This window comes from Ruegeria sp. BHSA191, assembly GCF_059613325.1.
Genome location: NZ_JBXWSH010000008.1, coordinates 24,016 through 44,674, shown reverse-complemented (window position 1 = coordinate 44,674; position 20,659 = coordinate 24,016). Strand labels below are relative to the sequence as shown.

Genomic DNA, 20,659 nt, shown 5'->3' with positions numbered 1-20,659 from the left:
CGCACCTCAAGGGCTTAGATCAGGGGTGCAGCGATTTGCGCATCGGGTATCCGACGATCCAGCGCGCGGCGGTCCTGCGTCCACCCACCCGCGCGACAAGTAGAACCGGCGCGCGGTGGCGGTGCTGGTGACACGCGCCTCGGTCACGCCGAGGGCCGAGAGGCGCGATTCGCGATGCGAGAGCATGGCAGAGCTTGCGCCCTGCCCCAGGAAATCCGGGTCAACATAGTTGAGGGTGATCCGCCCGGTGCCCCGCCCCGGCTCAACCTCGCCCAGCGCCCCGACCGAGGCCAGCCTGCCATCCCCCAGCAACAGCCAGACCTCGCCATCCGAGTTCGGCAGGTCGTCCCGCAGCGCCTGCGGGGTCTTGTTCGCCGTCCAGCGGGCAATCACGTCCGGGGCGTTGCCGTGATCCTTGGTGCAGAGCCTCTCGATCGAGCGGGTCAGAACCCGGTTCATCTCGAACACGTCGAACACGGTGGCACGGCGAATTTCAGTGCCTTTCGGCGCACCCGAGAAGGTCTGGGATATCCCGCGCTTGTTCCTCACCTAGACCGGGTGCTTGGGCGCATGCCCCGAGGGCGCGCGGTACGGGCGCGTGACGTCCCTGAGCGTGGCCTCGAGCGCCTCGACCGTCAGACGAATCGCGCCATCGCCGGCCAGCGTCAGCAGCACCTCGCCAGCACCGTCCTCGGCCGGGTGGAACTCGATATCCAGCAGCGACAGGATCAGGTCTTTGTCGGACCGGTTGATGCCCTGGCTGGCCACCGCCAGGACCGAATCGAACACCAGCACCGACTGCACCCGCTCGTAGGGGCGGTCGCGGCGCTCGGCGGCCTCCTTGTCTTCCCACCGGAACCGGTTGAGCAGCAGGGCGAAGCGGCGGCGGGCCGGTTGCCAGGTCATCTCGCTGGCCGGAAAGACGGCATCCTGCCCCAGCGCCGCGATCACCCGCAGGTCGTCGGCGTCCAACGCGCCCAGGTTCAGCGGCGCCTCGCGCCCATCTTCAAATGTTGCGTCTGCCATCAGCCCTTGATCCGTTCGATTTTGGCGCCCACGCCTTCCAGCTTGCGGACCACATGCTCATATCCGCGGTCAAGATGATAGACCCGGCTGACAAGTGTTTCGCCCTCGGCCGCCAGACCGGCCAGGATCAGCGAGACCGAGGCCCGCAGATCGGTGGCCATCACCGGCGCGCCCTTCAGGCGCTCGACCCCGGTCACCGTCGCAGTGCCGCCATGCACCTCGATCTGCGCGCCCATCCGCACCAGTTCCGGGGCGTGCATGAAGCGGTTCTCGAAAATCCGCTCCTCCAGCACCGAAACCCCATCGGCCGTGCACATCAGCGCCATCATCTGCGCCTGCAGATCGGTGGGAAAGCCGGGGAACGGCTCGGTCACCACGTCGACCGCACGCACCCGGCCATTCCTGCGCGAGACCTTCAGGCCCTGTTCGGTTTCCTCGACATCGACCCCGGCGGCAGTCAGCTTTTCCACGAAGGATTCGACCAGCGACAGGCGGCCACCCAGCAGCTCGACTTCGCCGCCGCAGATGGCGGGGGCCAGCATGTAGGTGCCCAGTTCGATCCGGTCAGTCACCACCTGGTGCGTCGCGCCATGCAGCCGGTCGACGCCCTGAATCTCGATGGTCGAGGTCCCCTCGCCCTGAATCTGCGCGCCCATCTTGCGCAGGCATTGCACCAGATCGACGATCTCGGGTTCGCGCGCGGCGTTTTTCAGAACCGTCGTGCCCTTGGCCAGCGTCGCGGCCATCACGATGTTTTCGGTGGCCCCCACCGACGCAAAGCGCATTTCATGCACCGCGCCCTTCAGCCCGTTCGGCGCCTTGGCGTGCAAGTAGCCGTCCTTCAGCTCAATCTCAGCGCCTAGGGCTTCCAGCCCTTCGACATGCAGGTCCATCGGCCGCGCCCCGATGGCGCAGCCGCCCGGCAGCGAAACCACTGCCTGACCGAATCGCGCCAAGAGCGGCCCCAGAACGAGGTTCGAGGCACGCATCTTGCGCACGATCTCGTAATCGGCGGTGTGGCTGGTCAGGTCGTGGCTGGACATCGCCAGAACCTGCCCGTCCTGCAGGGCCGACACCTCGGCCCCCAGCGACTGCAGCAGCGCGGTCATGGTCTTGATGTCGCTCAGACGCGGCGCGTTGGTCAGCGTGAGCGGTTCTTCGCTCAGCAGCGTGGCCGGCATCAGTGTGAGGCAGGCATTCTTTGCCCCCGCGATCGGGATTCGGCCATGAAGCGGCCCGTTGCCCGTTACAAGAATCGAATCCATCTGCTCTAGCCCTTGTCCTGACCGGCCTTGCCGTCCGAGCCCGCCCGCGCCTTGGCCTGCGCCTTGCGCCGCGCGAGATTCGCCTTGAGAGCAGCCTTGAGCCGATCCTCGCGCGTATCGCCGGATTTGCCGTGTTTTTTGGGTGAATTTTTGTCTGACATGATCTTTCTCTACAGGAGGTGAAAAAAACCGTCCAGAGACCCTTGCGCCCCGTTTCGTTTGAGTCTAATCACCCGCCCACAGCGCTGCTGTAGCTCAGAGGTAGAGCACTCCCTTGGTAAGGGAGAGGTCGAGAGTTCAATTCTCTCCAGCAGCACCATCTCTCTTGAAATTGCAGGATTTAGACGTGTTGCGGCGTAGCTTGCGCGGCTCGGTGTGGTGCTGTACCCAACCCGCAGCAGAGGTATTTCCATGACTCCGAAACGTCTTGTTTTTCATGTGGGGCTGCCCAAAACGGGCACGACATCCATTCAAAGGTACCTTGTCAGACATGCTCCGCAGCTGCGGGAGGCAGGCATCGCCTTTCCGTTCGATCTGTCCAGGCGCCCGAAAGGTGCAGATGGAAACCCGATTGGCGTCCCCCAAATTGACGGGTCAGAGTATTTTTTCAAAACGCCCAGGCGGGACGTCCCGGCCACATCGATCGATTGGGCACAGGAACTTCGCGAGTTTGCCGAGTCCGAACACTTGCACTCTTTTCTGACCTCGGATGAGACCCTCTTCAATTCTGTGCAAGGCCTTCGTACCGAAGTATTTTCCGGCCTGCCCAAAAACATCGAAGTTATTTTTCTGGCCTATCTCCGGCATCCTATTGACCTTATCAACTCCAGAACATTGCAAGGCATTGCCGGAAGCGCCGAAGCGTATCCCCAATTCCTGAAGGCTCTGCCGAGAATTGCCAGACGATATGTTCACAAGGGCTATAAGGATTCTCTTGCTGAATTTGCACAGCACGGGACGATGCTGGTTCGCTCCTACGAACAAGCTGCCCGGATCGGCGTCGTGCGCGATTTCTGTCAGGCTTTAGATATACCGTACCTTGAAGACGGGCCGGAAAAATACGCAAACACTAGATCATTCGGCTACAAGACCGGGTTGGTGTTGATGGGCTTCCGGAAAGAACTGGGCGTCTTTAGTATCAGGCACAACCCAACGACACACCCCAAAGTAAAAGGCCTTGGGGAAAAATTTGACGATTCAAATAAAACCTTCCTGCCGAAAAAGGTTTTCGACGATGTGCTTGCAAAATGGGACGAAGAACGCCCCCTGATCGAGGCACGGTTCAACGTCTCGCTGCAGGCGACCACGAAACAGAAACCTGCACCTGACCATCTGAATATTGACCAGCCTTTTGCCCAGGCATTCCAGAATGCCGCCCGAGGTATATTCGACCCCGAAGAAGAAAGGCTTCTGGAAAGCGCCTTGAACACTGCCCAGCAGGGTTTTGAAATCTTCAAGGACTACCAGCCGGCAACCAGCCCCGAACCGATTGCTGCACCTCCGCAGAAAAATAGAGGCTGGTTTACACGGATCTTTGGAAAACGGGCCGCAGACTGACCAATTTCCGCGCCAAAATCGCACGGTTTGCCTCTGCATCCTCCAGATTCAAGCAGCGCGCTGGCCATGACGAACCGAAGCGTCATGTTGACGCGACGTCAGGATGCAAACGGGCAAAATCACAAAATTATGACACCTTTCGGCACCACATATGCCCATATTCGGATACAGGTGGAACTCACCCCTGCTGATCTGTTTTATGGTGTTTTTTTAACGAGGGGGTACTTCGGCAGGGTCAGGGGAAGGACCGATCATCAGGCCCTGTCGCCGAAATGACCGTGTCTTTCCCCGCCTAGCCGCCCCGCAACCTCTGCATCAGATAGACCTCGGCCCCGTCGGGAATGGGTTCGGACAGACCCGCTGCAATGATCCTGCCATTGACGGCAATGGACACGCCCGCATCGATCGGCGCCTGCAATTGCGGATGGAGACGCACCAGTTCGCGCAGCAGCTCGCCGGTTGTCTCGGCCTCAACCTCGACCACCTCCTGACCCCCGGTCAGAGACCGGAGGCCGGACCAGAGATGGACCTCAACCATTGTCCTTGAGCGCGGCCAGAATGCGCGGCGGCGACATCGGCAGTTGCCGCATCCGCACGCCCGCCGCGTTCGAAACCGCATTCGCGATGGCCGCCAGCGGCGGCACGATGCCGGTTTCACCCACGCCGCGCACGCCGAACGGGTGGCCGGGGTTGGGCACTTCGACGATCACCGTGTCGATCATCGGCAGGTCGCTGGCCACCGGAATACGATAGTCGAGGAACACCGGGTTCTGCAGCCGGCCATCCTCGCCATAGATGTATTCCTCGTTCAGCGCCCAGCCGATGCCCTGCGCCGCGCCGCCCTGGTACTGGCCCTCGACATAGGCGGGGTGGATCGCCTTGCCCGCGTCCTGGATGACCGTGTAGCGGGTGATCGAGGTCTTGCCGGTTTCGGGATCGACCTCGGCATCGACGATATGGGTGCCGAACGACACGCCTGCGCCTTCGGGGGTCGCCTCGAAATGGCCCGAGATCGGGCCGCCGGTGCGCCCCATGTCAGCGGTGATCTCGGCCAGCGGCAGCGGGTCGAAGTCGCCCGCGTTGGGGCCGGATGGCACCGCGCAGCCGTTTTCCCATTTCACCGCGTCCACGGGGATGCCCCATTTGGCCGCCGCGCGTTCGCACAGTTTCTCGACCGCGTGCTGCGCCGCCTTGATCGTGGCCAGACCGCTGGCATAGGTCACGCGCGAGCCGTGGCTGACGTCGTTGTAACCCAGCGTGGCGGTGTCGGCGATGGTCACGCGGATATTATCGTACGGAATACCCAGCACCTCGGCCGCCATCAGCGCCATCGACGCGCGCGAGCCGCCGATATCGGGCGTACCGACCATCAGCTGCGCCGAGCCGTCCTCGGACAGGGCCAGCGACACCGAGGTCTCGCCCCCGTGGTTGAACCAGAACCCGCAGGCGATGCCCCGCCCCTGCCCCGGCTTCAACGGCGCGGAATAATGCGGGTGAGCTTTGGCGGCTTCGAGCGTCTCGACCAGGCCGATCCGGTCATAGGTGGGGCCATAGCTGGCCTTGGTGCCCTCTCGCGCGGCGTTCTTCAGGCGCACATCGACCGGGTCGAGACCCAGTTTCTTGCACAGCTCGTCGATGACCGATTCTACCGCAAACGCCCCCATCGGCGCGCCGGGCGCGCGATAGGCGGCCTGTTTCGGGCGGTTGGACATCACGTCATACCCCACCTGGCGCACGTTGGTCAGGTTGTAGGGGGCAAAGGCGCACATCGCGGTCATGTCGCCTGGCGCGCCCGGAAAGGCACCGCCTTGCAGGCGGAACACGCCCTGGGCGGCAGTAATGGTGCCATCCTTTTTCATGCCGATCTTGACGTCCATCGAGGCCGAGGCAGTCGGCCCCGTGGCCCGCAGAACCTCTGACCGGGACATCACGATCTTGACCGGACGGTTGGCCTTGCGCGACAGCGCCAGCGCCACCGGTTCGATGAATACGGTGGTCTTGCCGCCGAACCCGCCGCCGATTTCCGATGCGGTCACGCGCAGCTGCGCGGTTTCGATCCCCAGCAGCGCGGCACAGGTCTTCTGCACGATCCAGTGGCCCTGCGTACAGCACCACAGCTCGCCCTTGCCGTCAGCGCCCAGCGAGGCAAGGCAGGCGTGCGGTTCGATATAGCCCTGGTGGGTGGCCTCGGTGACGAAGTGATCCTCGATCACCAGATCGGCCTCGGCAAAGCCGGCCTCGACATCGCCGTGACCGCTTTCGTGATAGCGCACGACGTTGGGATGCATGCCCTCGGGCACCGAATAATCGGCCGCGCCCTCGCGGATCACCGGTGCGTCGGGCGCCATAGCCTTGTCCACGTCGGTGACATGGGGCAGCACCTCGTATTCGACCTCGATCAGCTTGAGCGCATCCCGCGCCGCCAGCGCCGAACTGGCCGCAACCGCCGCCACGGCATGCCCGTCATAGAGCGCCTTTTCCCCGGCCATGACGTTTTCCAGAACGTTCCAGAATTCGCCCTCAAGCCCCGGCTTGAACGGGACATCGGCGAAATCGGCGCGGGTGACCACGGCCTTCACGTCCCGCTGCGCCTCGGCCTTCGAGGTGTCGATCCGGACGATCCGCGCATGGGCGTGGGGCGAGCGCAGGATGGCGCCGAACAGCATGCCCGGCGCGGTCACGTCGGCCCCGAACCGGGCGCGGCCCGTGACCTTGTCCAGCCCGTCGGGGCGGTTCGGGCGGGTGCCCACGAAGGTGAAGTGCGACTTGCGATCGTCGAGTGCCATTACGAAGCCTCCCGCAGCTCGGCGGCCGTGTCCAGAACGGCGCGGATGATCTTGTCATAACCCGTGCAGCGGCACAGGTTGCCGGCCAGCCAATAGCGGGCCTCTTCCTCGGTCGGGTCGGGGTTCTTTTCCAGCAGCGCCTTGGCGGCGACCAGAACGCCCGGCGTGCAGACCCCGCATTGCAGCGCGGCATGTTCGATGAACTTGCGCTGCAGCGGGTGCAGGGTTTCGCCCTCGGCCATGCCTTCGATGGTTTCGATTTGCTTGCCTTCGGCCTCGACCCCCAGCACCAGGCAGGAACAGACCAGCCGCCCGTCCAGCGTGACCGAGCAGGCCCCGCAATCGCCGGTGCCGCAGCCTTCCTTGGCGCCGGTCAGGTTCAACTTGTCGCGCAGACAGTCCAGTAGGGTTTCGCGCGCGTCGCACAGGTATTCGACCGTGTCGCCGTTGACGGTGGTGGTGACGTGATGCTTGGTCATGCGGTCTCTCCCTTGGCGCGGGCATAGGCGATTTTCGCGGCGCGTTTTGCCAGAACGCCGGCCACTTCGGTGCGGAATTCGATCGTGCCGCGTTTGTCGTCGATGGGTTTGCAGGCGGCCGAGGCGGCGGCGGCCAGCGCCGCCAACGCGGCATCATCCAGCGTGGTGCCGATCAGCGCCCGGGCGCAGTCTTCGACAAGCAGGACGGTAGGCGCCACGGCGCCCAGCGCAACACGGGCCTCGGTGATGGTGTCGCCATCGATGCGCAGGTTCACGCCCACTCCGACCACGGCGATGTCCATCTCGGTGCGCGGTATGAAGCGCAGATAGGCGTCACCGCCGTTCTCGCCCCGCGCCGGGATGTGCAGGGCCGAGATCAGTTCGCCCTGCGCCAGCGAGGTCTTGCCGGGGCCGGTCGGGATGTCCTCGACCGCCACGACCCGATCGCCCGCGGGGCCGGTCACCGTCACGCTCGCCCCCCCAGCAACCATGGCCGGAACGGAATCGGCGGCGGGCGAGCCATTGCACAGGTTGCCAACCGGCGTGGCACGGCCCTGAATCTGGGTCGAGCCGATCAGGTCCATCGCCTCGACCACACCAGGCCACTCTCGGCCCAGTTGGGGGTGTTCGTTCATCTCGGCACCCGTGACGGCCACGCCCAGCGTCCAACTTCCGTCGGCGTGGCGGGTGATGTCGCGCACCCCGTCGATGGTCTTGATGTCGATCAGGGTGTCGGGGGTCACGATCTCGGACCGCAGTTGCACCAAGACGTCGGTGCCGCCGGCCAGAAATCGCGTGATGCCCGTTGCATGGGCAGCCAGATCCGAAGCTTCGGCAAAGCTGGCAGGGCGGTGATATTGCATGATTGTACCTCGCGCCTGTTGGTCAGGGTTCACTGGGTTTGGGGCGACGTTAGAGCAGCCGCGCGGCGGCGTCCATGGCCCGCGCGACCTATTTTTTTGCCTGCAAATGTCGCTTTCCGACCGGGGTCAGAGGTCGATCTCGACCACCCCGCCCGGCTCGGCCGCGCGGCTCTGGCACAGAATCAGCGCCGATTCCCGCTGCTTGTTCGACAGGACGAAATCGCGATGCTCGACCTCGCCCCCGATCAGCCCGCATTTGCACACGCCGCAGATGCCGTCGGCGCATTTCACGTCGACATGGATGCCGGCCTCGTTCAGCACCTGCGCCGCGTCCTTGTCGGCGGGCACCTCAAGGTCACGCCCTGACCGTGCCAACCGCAGGGTGAACGGGTGGTTTTCATAGTCGGGCTGCTCGGGCACCGAGAAATACTCCAGATGCCGGGCCACCTCGGGCCAGCCCTGACGTTCGGCAGCCTGCATCACCGCCTCCATGTACCGGTCGGGGCCGCAGGTATAGACATGCCAGCCGTCGCGATAGCCCGCCAGGATCGAGTCCAGATCGGCGCGGGTGCCTTCGTCCGAGACATGCAGATGCACGTGGTCCGCCCAGGGCGCGGCAGCCAGATCGGCCAGATACCCGGCCTTTTCCCGTGAGGGGACGGAATAGTGCAGATCGAAATCGCGCCCCAGCGCGTGCAGGCGATGGGCGAAGGCGATCATTGGGGTAATCCCGATGCCGCCGCCCATCAGCAGGGTGCGGGTGGCGGTTTCGTCCAGTTCGAAATGGTTGATCGGTTTTGACACGAACACCTTGCGGCCCGGCGTGAAGATCCGGTGCAGCAGGGCCGATCCGCCGCGGCCTTCATTCTCGCGCAGCACGCCGATCTGGTATTTCGACCGGTCCGCGGGGTCGCCCGACATAGAATACTGGCGCAGGAACTCGGGGGCCACCAGCACGTCCAGATGCGCGCCCGCCGTCCATTCCGGCAGAGGCGCGCCATCCGGGGCCGAGAACTCGTATTTGCTGACATACGGCGTCATCTTCTCGACCTTGGTCACCTCGACCCGCATGACCGGGGCGTCGCCGGCAATCGTGTAGCGATGCACCACCGACGTATCCCCGGCGGCCAGACGGGCCTTGTATTCCTCGACCGTGACCATGGCCTGATAGGCGGCGATCCCGGCCTCGCGATCCATCGCAAAGGGATAGGGCCAGGGATGCGGCGCAAGCGGGGCGGGATAGACGGCCAGCGTCTGGTCCTCGTATTTCAGGTCCAGATCCTTTTGCAGATCGCGTCGGTTCAGCGGGTGTTTCGTGGGGCGATAAGCCCCGTCGGACTGAAGCTCCAGATCCCACCACCACTTCTTGGTGTCGTTCAGCCCGCCATTGCCCAGCGCGTCATCCAGCCATGCCAGCGCGGGCGCTGCAGCGGGGATGTTCATCGCGGCCCAGCGGAAGGGGCGTTCGGCAAAGATGCCTTCGAGGTTCCACGGGCAGGTCTTCATGCAGCGCCCGCACATCGCGCCGCCGGGCGTGGTGATCCGGTAGGTGGCGCATTTCTGGCTGTCGGATTTCCAGATCTCGTAGCCGTTGAACATCAGCTTGGGCCCAGCGGTGATCGCCCCCGAGGGGCATTCGCGAGCGCATTTGTTGCAGCTCTCGCAGAATCGCTGCAGGCCGAAGTCGATGGGCTTGTCATGCGCCATCGGCATGTCGGTCGTCACGACGCCCGACTTGAGGCGCGGGCCGAGGTAGGGGTTCAGGATCACCTCGCCGATGCGGCTGACTTCACCCAGCCCCGACAGCAGCAACAGCGGCGGCTGCAGCACCTCGCCATCCATCACCGTATGCGCCTTGGCCTTGTAGCCCAGGTTGCGGATCTGCTGGGCGATCACCCCACCCAGCAGCGAGAACCGCAGATAGGCGCGCATCGACTGGGCGACGCTGATCCAGTCATCGCCCGAGGCGCCCTCCATCGTCTCATAACCCTGGTCGATGATCATGCTGACGGCCTGATCGTGGGGCGGCACGATTTCCTCGCCGGTGGCGTCGTGGGAATACCACGCCCATTCGGGGCAACGGCCTAGGCCCACGGCATCGACGCCAAGGAAATAGCTGGCCGCCTTCAGGTTGGCGGCGTTGCGATCTGCGTCATTGGGTTTGGGGCCATCGGCGCTGTCGCCGTCCTGCAGCAGGACGAACGCCCCCAGCGCACGCCTTTGCGCAAAGCTGGGCGCGGATTTTCGGACGTAATGCCCGCCTTTGGCCGTATCCTGCAGCGGTGTGCCCATATCGCCGAACTGCGCCCGCGCGAACATATCGGCGCGTTTGGGCACGCGGGCCACGTTTGCCTCGTCGATATAGGTGGTCGGGCTGTCCACGCGTTTGAGCGTCTCGAACGGGTGCGCGCCATCGGCATAGCGGCGGCGGGCGAAAGGGTCGCGGTTCAGCGCGTTTTTGGCGAAGCCCGCGCCCAGCCACCACGCGGGGCCTTGGGTTCTGAACCACGGCTGCCGGTCGCGCGGGGCCAGCGGGCGATCATGGGCGATTTCCATCTCGGTGGTCACAGCGGCCAAGCCAAACCGATGCCCCAGCCAAGGGGCCACGGCGGTGCCACCCTCGGCCCAGACCAACCCGGCTGCGGCGGCAAGGCGCGGCAGGTCCACGTCCGAGGACATCACCGAATGCGCCCGCGCGTCATACCCCAACAGACGGATGTAATTGGCGATCACCACCGCGTTTTCGGTGGCCAGCAGGCAGGCGCGGTGGTCCTGCGCATCCAAGATCCATTCGGCACCGGGCTCGGCCGGGTCCGGGTCGCGGTGATGTTCGTACAGGAACACGATCGCATGGCGATGGGCGGTGATTGGCCCGGGCTGGGCTGCCACGCTGTCGCGCAGGTCGGCCATGATCACGTCGATCCCCGAGGCCAGGGTCTTCGTCTGCCGGGTCTGCAGCGCATGGGCCAGCCGGTCGATATCGGGATTGCGCCGGGGCCGATCCAGCAGCGCCTGCGGCGGCAGAGGCCCGCAGCCCATCATCGAGGCATCGTTGAAATAACCGAATGCCTTCAGGTGGTTGGCGCGCTCGACCGGGTCATGGGGCATCTCGGCTCGGGCCGGATTGACGAAGCCATCTCGGATGGTGTCCAGCATCGCCTGAAACTCGCCCATCGCGTTGACGATGCTGTGGGGCTGCTCGGGGCGGTCAAAACTCAGCACCGACATCGGGGCCAGCGCCGACAGATCGGGCAGCGTATCCTGTCGCCGCAGCCGCTCGAGCGGATAAGGACCCATGTGAACGGGTCGGTTTTTGTCCGAGAAAAAGCGGATCCCCATCGCGTGCCTCCTGTTGCCAAGCTTCCCCTAGCGCGGCATGGACAGCAATACCACTCATGACAGATAATAAACGGTATGAAGAAAATCGATTTCATGGACCTAGACGGCAAGGTCCTGCGCACCTTCCTGACGATCCTCGAGGAAAACTCGGTCTCGAAGGCCGCTGACCGGCTGGGCGTCACGCAATCGGCCATCAGCCACACGTTGGCCAAGCTGCGGCAGGTGCTTGGCGATCCGCTGTTCGTGCGGTCCGGCCAAGGGCTGCGCGCGACCGAGCGGGCTCTGGCGCTGAAAGACCCGGTACAGCAGGTGCTGGACGGGATGCGCGCCCTGACCGACGAGCGGCCCTTTGACCCTCTGTCCGAAGAGATCACCGTCCAGATCGCCACCAACGACATGCCGCGCGAGCTGATCTTTCCGCAGTTGCTGCGCGGGGCGCGGGTTGATGGGGTGCGGCTGCGGCTGGGGTTCATGCCCTCGGGTGTGCCTGACCCGGAACTGCTGCGCAGCGACCGGTGCCAGCTGATGCTGACCCCACTGCCGCCGGACGGTCCCGACATCTTTCAGAAACTGCTGGTGAGCAGCCCTTTGATGGTGTTCTACGACGCCGAACGGCGCGACCCGCCCGCCGACTGGGCCGATTATTGCGCCTCGGACCATGTCGAGGTGCGGTTTCTCGATGGGCGCAACGCGCGGGCTGTGATGCGCGGCGTGGACCAGAGCCAGATCCGCCCGCCCACCGTGACTCTACCGCATTTCAACGCGATCTCGGCCTTCGTGAAGGGCACCGATCTGATCTCGACCGACACAGCGCTGATGAAACAAGGGCCTTTGGCGGCACTGGACTGTGCGCCCCTGCCCTTCGATTGTCAGCCGGTGTCGATCTACATGGTCTGGCATCAGCGGTTCGCCAACGATCCCGCCCATCGCTGGCTGCGGGGGCGGATCGCGGCGATTGCCGCCACGCTTCAGGCCTGAGCCCGCAGCCAGTCGCGCATCAGCGCCACAAGATCCGGCTGCCGAGGCTTGCGCGGGGTGACGATATGGAACCCCAGACCGTCCGGCAACACCTGCGCCAGCGGTTGCACCAACCGCCCCGTCGTCAGCTCGGCGGCGACCAGTAGCGCATTGGCCAGCGCAAAGCCCTGCCCGGCCACGGCGGCGTCAATGGCCAGACTGCTCTGACTGAAATTCATCATCCTCGGGCGCCCCTGCACACCGGCGCGATCCAGGAACAGCGGCCAAAGGCCATGAGAATCGCTCAGCAGTACATGCGCCAGCAGGTCTTGCGCCGATGTCACCTGCGCGGCCAGGTCGGGGCTGCCGACCACGACGAATTCGGTAGGGAACAGCGGCTCGGCCACCAGGCCATCACCAAACGGTGCGCGGCCCTGCCGGACCGCGATATCCACCCCGTCCGTCTGAAAATCAGCCAGCCGCTCGCGCGCATCGACCTGCACTAAGACATCCGGATGCCGCGCGGTGAAATCACCCAGCCGCGGCACCAGCCATTTCGAGGCAAAGCTGGGCGTGACCGACAGGGTGATCTGGCGCTGGCCGGACAGATCATCGACCGCCTCTTCGATCAGACGGAAAGCGCGGCGCAGGGGCGCGTGGAACCGCCGTCCGGCCTCGGTCAGGCGCAGGCCGCGCGGCAGGCGGTCGAACAACGGAGTGCCCAGCCGCGCCTCGAGGCCCCGGACCTGCTGTGCCACTGCCCCTTGGGTGACACCCAGTTCCTGCGCCGCCAGCCTGAAGTTCAGGTGGCGGGCCGACGCCTCGAAGGCGCGCAGCGCGTTCAGCGGGGGAAGGGCAGCCATGACGCCCACACAGTAGATTTTCTACAGCCATAGGGCAGAAGAACTGATTGGTCAAACAGTTGGCCACGCTTCATCTTGGCGACAGATGGAAACGGAGTACGAAGATGACGGACAAAGTGGCTCTGATCACCGCCGGCGGGACCGGAATGGGCGCGGATGCGGCGCGGCGGCTGGCGGCGGACGGGTTCAAGGTGGGCATCCTGTCCTCGTCCGGCAAGGGCGAGGCGTTGGCGGCTCAGCTAGGCGGCGTGGGCGTGACCGGCTCGAACCAGTCGAATGACGACCTGCAGAAACTGGTGGATGCGTCGATGGCGCATTGGGGGCGGATCGACGTGCTGGTGAACTCGGCCGGGCACGGTCCCCGCGCGCCAGTGCTGGAGCTAAGCGACGAGGACTGGCACCGCGGCATGGAGGTCTATTTCCTGAACGCCGTACGCCCCACCCGGCTGGTGACCCCGATCATGCAGGCGCAGGGCGGTGGGTCGATCATCAACATCTCGACCTTCGCGGCATTCGAGCCCGACCCGGTCTTTCCGACCTCGGGCGTGTTCCGGGCCGGGTTGGCGGCGTTCACCAAGCTTTTCGCCGACAGGTACGCTGCCGAGAACATCCGCATGAACAACGTCCTGCCCGGCTTCATCGACAGCCTGCCGGAAAAGGAGGAGTTCAAGGCCAAGATCCCCATGGGCCGCTATGGGCGCAGCTATGACGAGATCGCCTCGGTCATCGCGTTCCTGGCCTCCGAAGGCGGCGGCTATATCACCGGGCAGAACATCCGGGTGGATGGCGGGATCACCCGCTCGGTCTGATCGGTCAGAACCGCGCCTTGACCAGATGCGTCAGCGTCGCGCCGGTTTCAAAAAAGGCGCGGCGTAGGCCTGTCCAGCTTTCGCTGTGCGCAAGCACCGGCGGCAGCGGCAGGCGGGCGGGGTCGCCCGACAGCAGGCTGTCGGCCATCATGCGGCCGAACACCGTGCCCGGCCCGATGCCGCGCCCGGAATAGCCATGCGCCGACAGCGCGTTCGGCCCGATCTGCACCAGCTTCGGGATATGGTCCGAGGTCATGGCGATACGCCCGTGCCAGCCGTCTTTCAGCGGTTGGTCGGCCAGCGCGGGGTATATCTGCGCCATTTTCCGCGTGATCCAACCGCGATGAGCAAAGCTGCCCGCATGGCCCAGATCGCCCATCGCCCCGATCACCAGCCGCCCGGCCTGATCCATGCGGAACGAGGTCATGATCAGCCCGGTATCCCAACAGCCCTCGCCCCCCGGCAGCAGAGTGGCGCGGATATCCTCGGGCAGCGGGTCGGTGGCGTATTGGAAGTAGTAGACCGGCACATAGGCCTGTCGGGTGTCAGGCAGCCCCGCGTGATAGGCGTTGGTGGCCTGGATCAGCACCTTGGCGCGCACCGTGCCTTGCGGGGTGTCCAGATGCCAAGTATCACCATCGTGGCGCAGGGCCTGCACCGGGCTGTTGGCGTGGATCGCGGCCCCGGCCTGCCGCGCCGCGCGGGCGAGGCCCTGCACATAGGCCAGCGGCTGAATCGTCCCGGCGCGCGGGTCGAAAATGGCGCCGTGAAAGGCGGTGCTGCCGGTGCGGCGGGCGGTTTCCTGCGCCGACAGCAGCTCGACCGGCGCGCCATCGGCCGACAGCTGTTGGTGACGGGTCTGCAGGTCGCGCAGGCCTTTGGGCGAGTGGGCCAAGTGAAGGGTTCCGGCCTGCACCAGCTCGCAGTCGATGGTGTGGTCCCGGATCAGACGGAACACCTCGGCAGGGGCCTGCGCCAGCAGGGCGATCAGACGGTCGCCGGCCTCGCGGCCCAGATGGGCGCGGATTTCGGCCGGGGGCAGCCACAACCCGGCATTGGCAAGCCCGACATTGCGGCCCGACCCGCCATAGCCGATCCGGTGTGCCTCGAGCAGGCAGACCGACGCCCCCGCCTGCGCCGCCTGCAGCGCCGCCGAGCAGCCCGTATAGCCGCCGCCGATCACGGCGAGGTCCACCGTGGCAGACCCGGTCAGGGGCGGGGCGTCCACCCGCTCGCGGCTGGTTTTGGTCCACAGGCTGGTTTCCGGGTCGGTGGTCATGGCGGGATGTCCTTGAATGCGCACGCAGATTTCCCGAGGGCTCAGCCGATGGCAAGGGGTCTTTGATCCTCGCGCCCCAGCGCGATCAGGAACGGGTCCTGCGCCTGCAGGGCCTGAAAGCTCTGCTTGTCGGACATACCGCGCCAGTTGGCCAGCACCAGCGACTGCGCCACCGCGCCGCCCAGCGTGGCGCCGGGGCCGGTGACGATGAACAGATCAGGCGCGAATTCACGGGCGGCGGTCTGCACCGCACGGGTGAAGTCGTAGGGCTCGGTCACCTGATGGCCCAGCGTGTAATCCCACAGTTCGCCCACGTCGGTGGCCCCGGGCCACCAGATCTTGCCGCGCCCGTCGATCATTGGCAAATCGGGTTGGGCGAACAGCGTGGCGGGCAGTTGGCGGCGACCCTCCTGCGCCACCGGGGCCTGCAGGCGCGTGTGAAAGGCCGCGTGATTGGCCAGCCGCATCGGGAACCGCTCCTGCACCACGGGCTGCGCGGCCTCGAAGGCCTTGAGTCCGGCCTCGTTGCCGGCCAGCACTAGCATCCCGCCCAAGTCGATCGACAGGGCAAGGTCATGCTCCGGCAAGGCATTGATGCGCGCCACCCCGGCGAAAAGCTCGGCCTTCCGGGCGGGGTCGTCACGCCAGTCGTCGCCGGTGAAGGGATAGACCAGTTGCCCGCCGATCAGGTGGGTCTGCATCAGCGTTCCCATGGTGTTGACCACCCGGAACCCGTTTTCGGGCGACAGCGCGCCAGCGGCGGCCAGCGCGATATACCAGCCCATCGAGTTGCCTGTGACGGCTACCACCTCGATATCCTCGGCCAGCGCCTGCGCGTCGGCCAGCGATGCGGCGTAGATCAGGGGCGAGGCCACGTCGCCGCGCGAATATTTGCTGACCGAGAAGCGCGACGCGCCGTCCAGTGCGGTCACCGCCTCTTGGCCCGTTTCGGCGCGGATCGCGTCGAATTCGCGGAACAGCTCCATCCGGCCCGCGTGGCGGCGGTGCAGATAGCCCAGCTCGGGCTTGTTGTAGGTGCCCCGGCCGGGGCAGATCACGACGGCGGTACGGGTCATTTCTGGGCTCCGGTCAGGGTCAGGGCGGCGGCCACGATCCCTTCGCGCGAGGGCAGCGGCGCGGCATAGGCGGGGCCGGTGGCGATGAAGCAATCCTCGGCCGCCACGCGGGCGGTGGGCAGGTCGGTCTGTTCAACAAACAGCGTCATCAGCGCCTCGGACTGGCTGCCGGTGCGGCGGCATTCATCGACAATCAGGACGTGCTTGCAGCCTTTGGTCGCCTCAAGCAGCGCCTGTTCCGGCAGTGGCGCCAGCCAGCGCATGTCGATGATGCGGGTGTTCAGCCCGGCACCCTGCAGCTCGGGCAGCGCCTGTTTCGACAGATAATGGCCGTTGCCGTAGGTCACGATGGCCAGATCGGTGCCGTCGCCATGCACGCCGACCTCGCCCAGCGCGATGCGTTCACCTGGCGCGGGATAGCGGGTCATCCACGCGCCGTCCTGCCCCTCGTGCAGGTCGCGCATCGGGTAGAGCGCGATGGGTTCCAGGAACACCACCACGCGCTGCTCCTCACGCGCAAGCCGCACGCATTCGCGCAGCATCCGCGCCGCATCGGCCCCGGTCGAGGGGCAGGCGATGATGACGCCCGGAATGTCGCGCAGAACCGCCAGCGAGTTGTCGTTGTGGAAATGCCCGCCAAAGCCCTTCTGGTATCCCAGCCCGGCGATCCGCACGACCATCGGGTTGGTGAACTGCCCGTTCGAGAAGAAGGGCAGCGTGGCAGCCTCGCCCCGGATCTGGTCCTCGGCATTGTGCAGATAGGCCAAGAACTGGATCTCGGGGATCGGGACGAAACCGTTGTGGGCCATGCCGATGGCGAGGCCGAGGATGGACTGTTCATCCAGCAGCGTGTCGATCACCCGGTCGGGGCCAAAGCGCTGCTGCAGCTTCTGCGTCACGCCATAGACGCCGCCCTTGCGGCCCACGTCCTCGCCCATGCAGACGATCTCGCCATGTTCCAGCATCAGGTCGGTCAGCGCCCAGTTGATCAGGCGCGCCATCGGCTGCGGGTCGTCCATCGCGCGCAGGTCGCTGCCGAAGGCGGCGGCGCGGGCCTCGGCGCTGGGGCCGTTGGTGGGCTTGCAGAGGCGCTTGGGTGGGATCAGGCTGGCCGCGACCTCGGCGGCGGTAGCCAGATGCGGGCGGGTGGCGGCCTCGGCCGCGATGCGATCGGTGCGGGCGCAGGTCTGCTCATAGATCTTCAGCGCCTGTTCGGGCGACAGCGCCCCGGCCTGATCCAACAGGCGCACCGAATGCAGCAGCGGATCGTTGGCCTCGTCGGCCTCGACCTCGGCACGGCTGAGATAGGTGGTGGGCACATCCGCCCCCGCATGGCCGTAAAGCCGCACGGTTTTCAGGTGCAGGAAGGCCGGTTTGCGCCGGGTGCGGACATAGTCGGCCGCCTGCTGCGCCACCGCGAAGGTTTCATAGATGTCCAGCCCGTTGGCCTGAAAATACTTAATGCCCGGTCGATGCTCCATCGAGGCCTGAATCCAGCCCTTGGGCGTCTTGACCGAGATGCCGATGCCGTTGTCCTCGCAGACAAAGAGCAGCGGCAGCGGGATCGACTGGACACTGGTCCAACCGGCGGTGTTGATCGCCCCCTGTGCAGTGGAATGGTTCGAGGACGCATCCCCGAAGGAACACATGGCGATGCCGTCCTCGGGCAGTTGCCGGTGTTCGGGGTCGTGACGCCGCGCCGCGCCCAAGCTATAGGCCGCGCCCACCGCCTTGGGCAGGTGGCTGGCGATGGTCGAGGTCTGCGGCGGGATCATCAGCGCCTTGGAGCCCAGCACTTTGTGCCGCCCGCCCGAGGTCGGGTCCTCTCTGGAACACGCGAAACTCAACAGCATGTCCCAGGCGATCTGCTGGCCGGGCACCTGCTCGGCCCGGGCGATCTGAAAGGCGGCGTCGCGATAGTGCAGAAAGGCGATATCGGTCGGGCGCAGGGCATGGGCCACGGCGGCCATGCCCTCGTGCCCGGAGGATCCGATGGTGTAGAACCCCTGCCCCGCCTTCTGCATCGCCCGGCTGGTGCGGTCCAGCGCGCGGCTGAGCACTTGCGCGCGGAACAGCGACACAGCCTCGGGCGCGCTGAGACCCGGGCGCGGCGGCGCACCCGCGGGCAGGTCGCGAGTGGCGACGCGGGTCATGAAGTTTTCGTGAACGATCTGGGCGCGATCCATCTGATTCCCCCGGTCAGGTCAGAGTTTGGCCGTGGCGTCGGTGATCCGCAGCAGGCCTTGGGTCAGGCTATCGGTGTCATAGGCAAAGGAAAGCCGAAAATGCCCCGGCATGCCGAAGGCCCGCCCCGGCACCACCGCAACGCCCGCGTGATCCAGCAGGTGACGGCAGAACTCGGGGTCCGAGGGCATCGCAGCGGGCGTCTGCGGAAATACGTAGAAGGCGCCGTCGGGCACCGGGCAGTCCAACCCGGCGGCGTTCAGGCCCGCCACGACCAGATCGCGACGAGTGCGCATGGCCTCGCGGCGTTCGGCCAGCAGGTCCTGCGGGCCGGTCAGTGCGGCCAGAGCTGCCGCCTGCGCGATGGAACAGGCGCCTGAGGTGATCTGCCCCTGCACCGCAGCCATCGCCTTGATCAGCGGCGCGGGGCCGATCCCCCAGCCGATGCGCCAGCCGGTCATCGAATAGGCCTTGGACACGCCGTTTACCGTCAGTGTGCGGTCTGCCAGCGCCGGAACCGCCTGGGTGAAGGGCGCGAAGGGCACATAGGCAAGGTGCTGATAGATCTCATCCGAGATCACCCAGACCTGCGGGTGCTGCTCCAGCACGTCGCCCAGCGCCTGAAGTTCGGATTCGGTGTAAACCGCCCCGGTCGGGTTCGACGGAGTGTTCAGCAGCAGCCAGCGCGTGCGCGGAGTGATCGCGGCGTCGAGCTGTTCGGGCGTCAGCTTGAAGCCCTGTTCGCGCGGGCAGTCCAGCACGACCGGCACGCCGCCCGCCAGTTTCACCATGTCGGCGTAGCTGGTCCAGAAAGGGGCGGTTGTGATGACTTCATCGCCCGGATCGAGTGTCGCCAGGAACGCGCCCGCCAGAACCTGCTTGGCCCCGGTCGAGACGATGACCTGCGCCGGTTCGACCCCGGCCTGTTCCGCGATGGCGGCACGCAGAGCCGGCGTTCCGGCGGTGGCGGGATATCGGGTCTGGCCATCCAGCGCGGCCCTGTGCGCGGCCTCGACCACATGCGGCGGGGTGGGAAAGTCGGGCTCACCGGTGCTGAGCGCGATCACGTCCACGCCCTGCGCCCGCAACTGCGCGGCCCGTTCCGAGATCTGAACAATTTCGGACAATTCGATCCCGTCGAGCCGCCCCGCCCGGCGAAATCCGCTCAAACTGTTCTGAATAGTCATGGTATTCCCGCTGCACTTTTCTAAGGTTGCGCCTTTTTGCTATTGGATTTGAGGATCCACCAGTGATATTCCCTCCACAAGCCATGAGGAAAAGTCATATGCTGGCGCCGCGTCGATTTCTGCCGTCTATTTCTTCCCTGTTGGCACTCGAAGCCGTCGACCGCTTGGGCAGCGCCTCAGCAGCTGCCGATGAACTCTCGCTGACCCAAAGCGCGGTCAGTCGGCAGTTGAAGGCCGTCGAAGAACAGCTGGGCGTCGCGCTGATCCAGCGCGACCAAATGCGCCTGCAACTCACGCCCGCTGGCAAGGAATACGTGGAAACCGCCAGAACAGCGCTGCAGCAACTGGCGCAGGCCTCACTGAAGCTGAAGGCCAACCCTTCCGGCGGTTCTTTGCAACTGTCGATCCTGCCCGCCTTCGGTATGCACTGGCTAGCGCCACGGCTTCAGGATTTCGCGCAGCGCCACCCCGAAGTGACGATGAACCTCAGCACGCGGCTAAAGCCATTCGACTTCGGCACCGAACCCTTCGACGCGGCCATCCATTTCGGCCAGCGCGACTGGACCGGGGTGAACTATCTGCCGATCATGCGCGAAGCGGTTCTGCCGGTCTGCGCGCCAGCCCTGCTGCCAGCCGAAACCCCGAAGGTTGAATGGCTGGTCGACGCACCACTGCTGCATCTGGATACCCGGCCCGATGCGTGGGAACGCTGGTTCGCCGCGCAAGGCACCCCTGTCGAGGGCGTCCGAGGCATGCTGTTCGACCAGTTCTCGACGATGATCCAGGCCACGATCCATGGGCTGGGCGTAGCACTGCTGCCCAGCTACCTGATTTCAGCCGAGATGGAAGCCGGCCGGTTGGTTCCGGCCTGCGCAGCTCCGCCGGTCAGCCTGGGCGACTACTATCTTGTCTGGCCGCAAAATCACACCGAACCGGCCCCGCTTGTCTCGTTCCGCGCATGGCTGCAGGAGCAGCTGACTTAGCCGATC

18 protein-coding genes and 1 tRNA gene are annotated in these 20,659 nt (G+C 65.5%); 5 read left to right on the top strand and 14 right to left on the bottom strand.

Annotated features, from left to right (window positions below; all coding sequences use genetic code 11):
• Positions 1-6: 6 nt before the first annotated feature.
• The 4 genes from AC2FNS_RS10150 to AC2FNS_RS10135 are packed head-to-tail and all read right to left on the bottom strand — an operon-like array spanning position 7 to position 2,452.
• Entirely contained in the window at positions 7-549 is a 543-nt protein-coding gene (locus tag AC2FNS_RS10150; protein ID WP_496711524.1) for a GNAT family N-acetyltransferase, read from the bottom strand.
• Positions 550-1,026: a DUF2948 family protein gene (locus AC2FNS_RS10145; protein ID WP_496679062.1), complete on the bottom strand. Its 477-nt coding sequence runs from the start codon at positions 1,024-1,026 to the stop codon at positions 550-552.
• Positions 1,026-2,291 (bottom strand): UDP-N-acetylglucosamine 1-carboxyvinyltransferase, encoded by a 1,266-nt coding sequence (gene murA / locus AC2FNS_RS10140; RefSeq protein WP_496679064.1) that lies wholly within the window; start codon positions 2,289-2,291, stop codon positions 1,026-1,028. Before murA ends, AC2FNS_RS10145 begins: the two co-directional genes overlap by 1 nt.
• 5 nt (positions 2,292-2,296) lie before the next feature.
• A complete protein-coding gene (locus tag AC2FNS_RS10135) occupies positions 2,297-2,452 on the bottom strand; it encodes a hypothetical protein (protein WP_496711525.1) in 156 nt (51 codons plus the stop codon).
• An 83-nt stretch (positions 2,453-2,535) separates the two neighbouring features.
• Here AC2FNS_RS10135 and AC2FNS_RS10130 point away from each other — a divergent pair.
• Together AC2FNS_RS10130 and AC2FNS_RS10125 are read left to right on the top strand one after the other, a co-directional pair.
• Positions 2,536-2,610, top strand: a tRNA-Thr gene (locus AC2FNS_RS10130).
• A gap of 92 nt (positions 2,611-2,702) precedes the next feature.
• Positions 2,703-3,848, top strand: a complete 1,146-nt coding sequence (locus AC2FNS_RS10125) for a hypothetical protein (protein ID WP_496711526.1) — start codon at positions 2,703-2,705, stop codon at positions 3,846-3,848.
• Positions 3,849-4,140: 292 nt separating this feature from the next.
• Here AC2FNS_RS10125 and AC2FNS_RS10120 read toward each other — a convergent pair whose 3' ends face one another.
• The 5 genes from AC2FNS_RS10120 to AC2FNS_RS10100 form a co-directional block, all read right to left on the bottom strand.
• Complete coding sequence (locus tag AC2FNS_RS10120; protein WP_496679068.1) at positions 4,141-4,386, bottom strand: MoaD/ThiS family protein; 246 nt, start codon at positions 4,384-4,386, stop codon at positions 4,141-4,143.
• A complete protein-coding gene (locus AC2FNS_RS10115) occupies positions 4,379-6,634 on the bottom strand; it encodes a xanthine dehydrogenase family protein molybdopterin-binding subunit (protein ID WP_496711527.1) in 2,256 nt (751 codons plus the stop codon). Before AC2FNS_RS10115 ends, AC2FNS_RS10120 begins: the two co-directional genes overlap by 8 nt.
• On the bottom strand, positions 6,634-7,113 hold the full coding sequence (locus AC2FNS_RS10110) for a (2Fe-2S)-binding protein (protein ID WP_170435415.1): 480 nt from the start codon (positions 7,111-7,113) through the stop codon (positions 6,634-6,636). The genes AC2FNS_RS10115 and AC2FNS_RS10110 overlap by 1 nt, the downstream gene beginning before the upstream one ends.
• A complete protein-coding gene (locus AC2FNS_RS10105; protein ID WP_496711528.1) occupies positions 7,110-7,976 on the bottom strand; it encodes an FAD binding domain-containing protein in 867 nt (288 codons plus the stop codon). Before AC2FNS_RS10105 ends, AC2FNS_RS10110 begins: the two co-directional genes overlap by 4 nt.
• A 126-nt stretch (positions 7,977-8,102) precedes the next feature.
• The gene (locus tag AC2FNS_RS10100) at positions 8,103-11,315 is read right to left on the bottom strand and encodes a reductive dehalogenase (protein WP_496797634.1); all 3,213 of its coding nucleotides are present in this window, start codon (positions 11,313-11,315) and stop codon (positions 8,103-8,105) included.
• A gap of 75 nt (positions 11,316-11,390) precedes the next feature.
• On the opposite strand from AC2FNS_RS10100, the gene AC2FNS_RS10095 reads away from it, so the two are divergent.
• The gene (locus AC2FNS_RS10095; RefSeq protein ID WP_496711530.1) at positions 11,391-12,293 is read left to right on the top strand and encodes a LysR family transcriptional regulator; all 903 of its coding nucleotides are present in this window, start codon (positions 11,391-11,393) and stop codon (positions 12,291-12,293) included.
• Here AC2FNS_RS10095 and AC2FNS_RS10090 read toward each other — a convergent pair.
• The gene (locus AC2FNS_RS10090) at positions 12,284-13,135 is read right to left on the bottom strand and encodes a LysR substrate-binding domain-containing protein (RefSeq protein WP_496711531.1); all 852 of its coding nucleotides are present in this window, start codon (positions 13,133-13,135) and stop codon (positions 12,284-12,286) included. The two genes, AC2FNS_RS10095 and AC2FNS_RS10090, sit on opposite strands and share 10 nt — an antisense overlap.
• A 104-nt stretch (positions 13,136-13,239) precedes the next feature.
• On the opposite strand from AC2FNS_RS10090, the gene AC2FNS_RS10085 reads away from it, so the two are divergent.
• Positions 13,240-13,944 (top strand): SDR family oxidoreductase, encoded by a 705-nt coding sequence (locus tag AC2FNS_RS10085; RefSeq protein WP_496803831.1) that lies wholly within the window; start codon positions 13,240-13,242, stop codon positions 13,942-13,944.
• Positions 13,945-13,948: 4 nt separating this feature from the next.
• On the opposite strand, the gene AC2FNS_RS10080 is transcribed toward AC2FNS_RS10085, so the two are convergent.
• The 4 genes from AC2FNS_RS10080 to AC2FNS_RS10065 are packed head-to-tail and all read right to left on the bottom strand — an operon-like array spanning position 13,949 to position 19,670.
• The gene (locus AC2FNS_RS10080; protein ID WP_496711533.1) at positions 13,949-15,223 is read right to left on the bottom strand and encodes an NAD(P)/FAD-dependent oxidoreductase; all 1,275 of its coding nucleotides are present in this window, start codon (positions 15,221-15,223) and stop codon (positions 13,949-13,951) included.
• 41 nt (positions 15,224-15,264) lie between these two features.
• Positions 15,265-16,299 carry an ACP S-malonyltransferase gene (locus tag AC2FNS_RS10075; protein WP_496711534.1) on the bottom strand — a complete coding sequence of 345 codons (1,035 nt, stop codon included), beginning with the start codon at positions 16,297-16,299 and terminating at the stop codon, positions 15,265-15,267.
• Positions 16,296-18,485 (bottom strand): dehydrogenase E1 component subunit alpha/beta, encoded by a 2,190-nt coding sequence (locus tag AC2FNS_RS10070; RefSeq protein ID WP_496711535.1) that lies wholly within the window; start codon positions 18,483-18,485, stop codon positions 16,296-16,298. The genes AC2FNS_RS10075 and AC2FNS_RS10070 overlap by 4 nt, the downstream gene beginning before the upstream one ends.
• Positions 18,486-18,503: 18 nt before the next feature.
• Positions 18,504-19,670 carry a pyridoxal phosphate-dependent aminotransferase gene (locus AC2FNS_RS10065; protein WP_496711536.1) on the bottom strand — a complete coding sequence of 389 codons (1,167 nt, stop codon included), beginning with the start codon at positions 19,668-19,670 and terminating at the stop codon, positions 18,504-18,506.
• 98 nt (positions 19,671-19,768) lie between these two features.
• Between AC2FNS_RS10065 and AC2FNS_RS10060 the strand changes: the two genes are divergently transcribed.
• Positions 19,769-20,653 carry a LysR substrate-binding domain-containing protein gene (locus AC2FNS_RS10060; RefSeq protein WP_496797636.1) on the top strand — a complete coding sequence of 295 codons (885 nt, stop codon included), beginning with the start codon at positions 19,769-19,771 and terminating at the stop codon, positions 20,651-20,653.
• Positions 20,654-20,659: the final 6 nt, after the last annotated feature.

What these genes read in the sequence shown, in the direction of transcription:
- AC2FNS_RS10145 (WP_496679062.1), bottom strand. Translation starts at nt 1,026, where the DNA reads ATGGCAGACGCAACATTTGAAGATGGGCGCGAGGCGCCGCTGAACCTG.
- murA (WP_496679064.1), bottom strand. Translation starts at nt 2,291, where the DNA reads ATGGATTCGATTCTTGTAACGGGCAACGGGCCGCTTCATGGCCGAATC.
- AC2FNS_RS10135 (WP_496711525.1), bottom strand. Translation starts at nt 2,452, where the DNA reads ATGTCAGACAAAAATTCACCCAAAAAACACGGCAAATCCGGCGATACG.
- AC2FNS_RS10125 (WP_496711526.1), top strand. Translation starts at nt 2,703, where the DNA reads ATGACTCCGAAACGTCTTGTTTTTCATGTGGGGCTGCCCAAAACGGGC.
- AC2FNS_RS10120 (WP_496679068.1), bottom strand. Translation starts at nt 4,386, where the DNA reads ATGGTTGAGGTCCATCTCTGGTCCGGCCTCCGGTCTCTGACCGGGGGT.
- AC2FNS_RS10115 (WP_496711527.1), bottom strand. Translation starts at nt 6,634, where the DNA reads ATGGCACTCGACGATCGCAAGTCGCACTTCACCTTCGTGGGCACCCGC.
- AC2FNS_RS10110 (WP_170435415.1), bottom strand. Translation starts at nt 7,113, where the DNA reads ATGACCAAGCATCACGTCACCACCACCGTCAACGGCGACACGGTCGAA.
- AC2FNS_RS10105 (WP_496711528.1), bottom strand. Translation starts at nt 7,976, where the DNA reads ATGCAATATCACCGCCCTGCCAGCTTTGCCGAAGCTTCGGATCTGGCT.
- AC2FNS_RS10100 (WP_496797634.1), bottom strand. Translation starts at nt 11,315, where the DNA reads ATGGGGATCCGCTTTTTCTCGGACAAAAACCGACCCGTTCACATGGGT.
- AC2FNS_RS10095 (WP_496711530.1), top strand. Translation starts at nt 11,391, where the DNA reads ATGAAGAAAATCGATTTCATGGACCTAGACGGCAAGGTCCTGCGCACC.
- AC2FNS_RS10090 (WP_496711531.1), bottom strand. Translation starts at nt 13,135, where the DNA reads ATGGCTGCCCTTCCCCCGCTGAACGCGCTGCGCGCCTTCGAGGCGTCG.
- AC2FNS_RS10085 (WP_496803831.1), top strand. Translation starts at nt 13,240, where the DNA reads ATGACGGACAAAGTGGCTCTGATCACCGCCGGCGGGACCGGAATGGGC.
- AC2FNS_RS10080 (WP_496711533.1), bottom strand. Translation starts at nt 15,223, where the DNA reads ATGACCACCGACCCGGAAACCAGCCTGTGGACCAAAACCAGCCGCGAG.
- AC2FNS_RS10075 (WP_496711534.1), bottom strand. Translation starts at nt 16,299, where the DNA reads ATGACCCGTACCGCCGTCGTGATCTGCCCCGGCCGGGGCACCTACAAC.
- AC2FNS_RS10070 (WP_496711535.1), bottom strand. Translation starts at nt 18,485, where the DNA reads ATGGATCGCGCCCAGATCGTTCACGAAAACTTCATGACCCGCGTCGCC.
- AC2FNS_RS10065 (WP_496711536.1), bottom strand. Translation starts at nt 19,670, where the DNA reads ATGACTATTCAGAACAGTTTGAGCGGATTTCGCCGGGCGGGGCGGCTC.
- AC2FNS_RS10060 (WP_496797636.1), top strand. Translation starts at nt 19,769, where the DNA reads ATGCTGGCGCCGCGTCGATTTCTGCCGTCTATTTCTTCCCTGTTGGCA.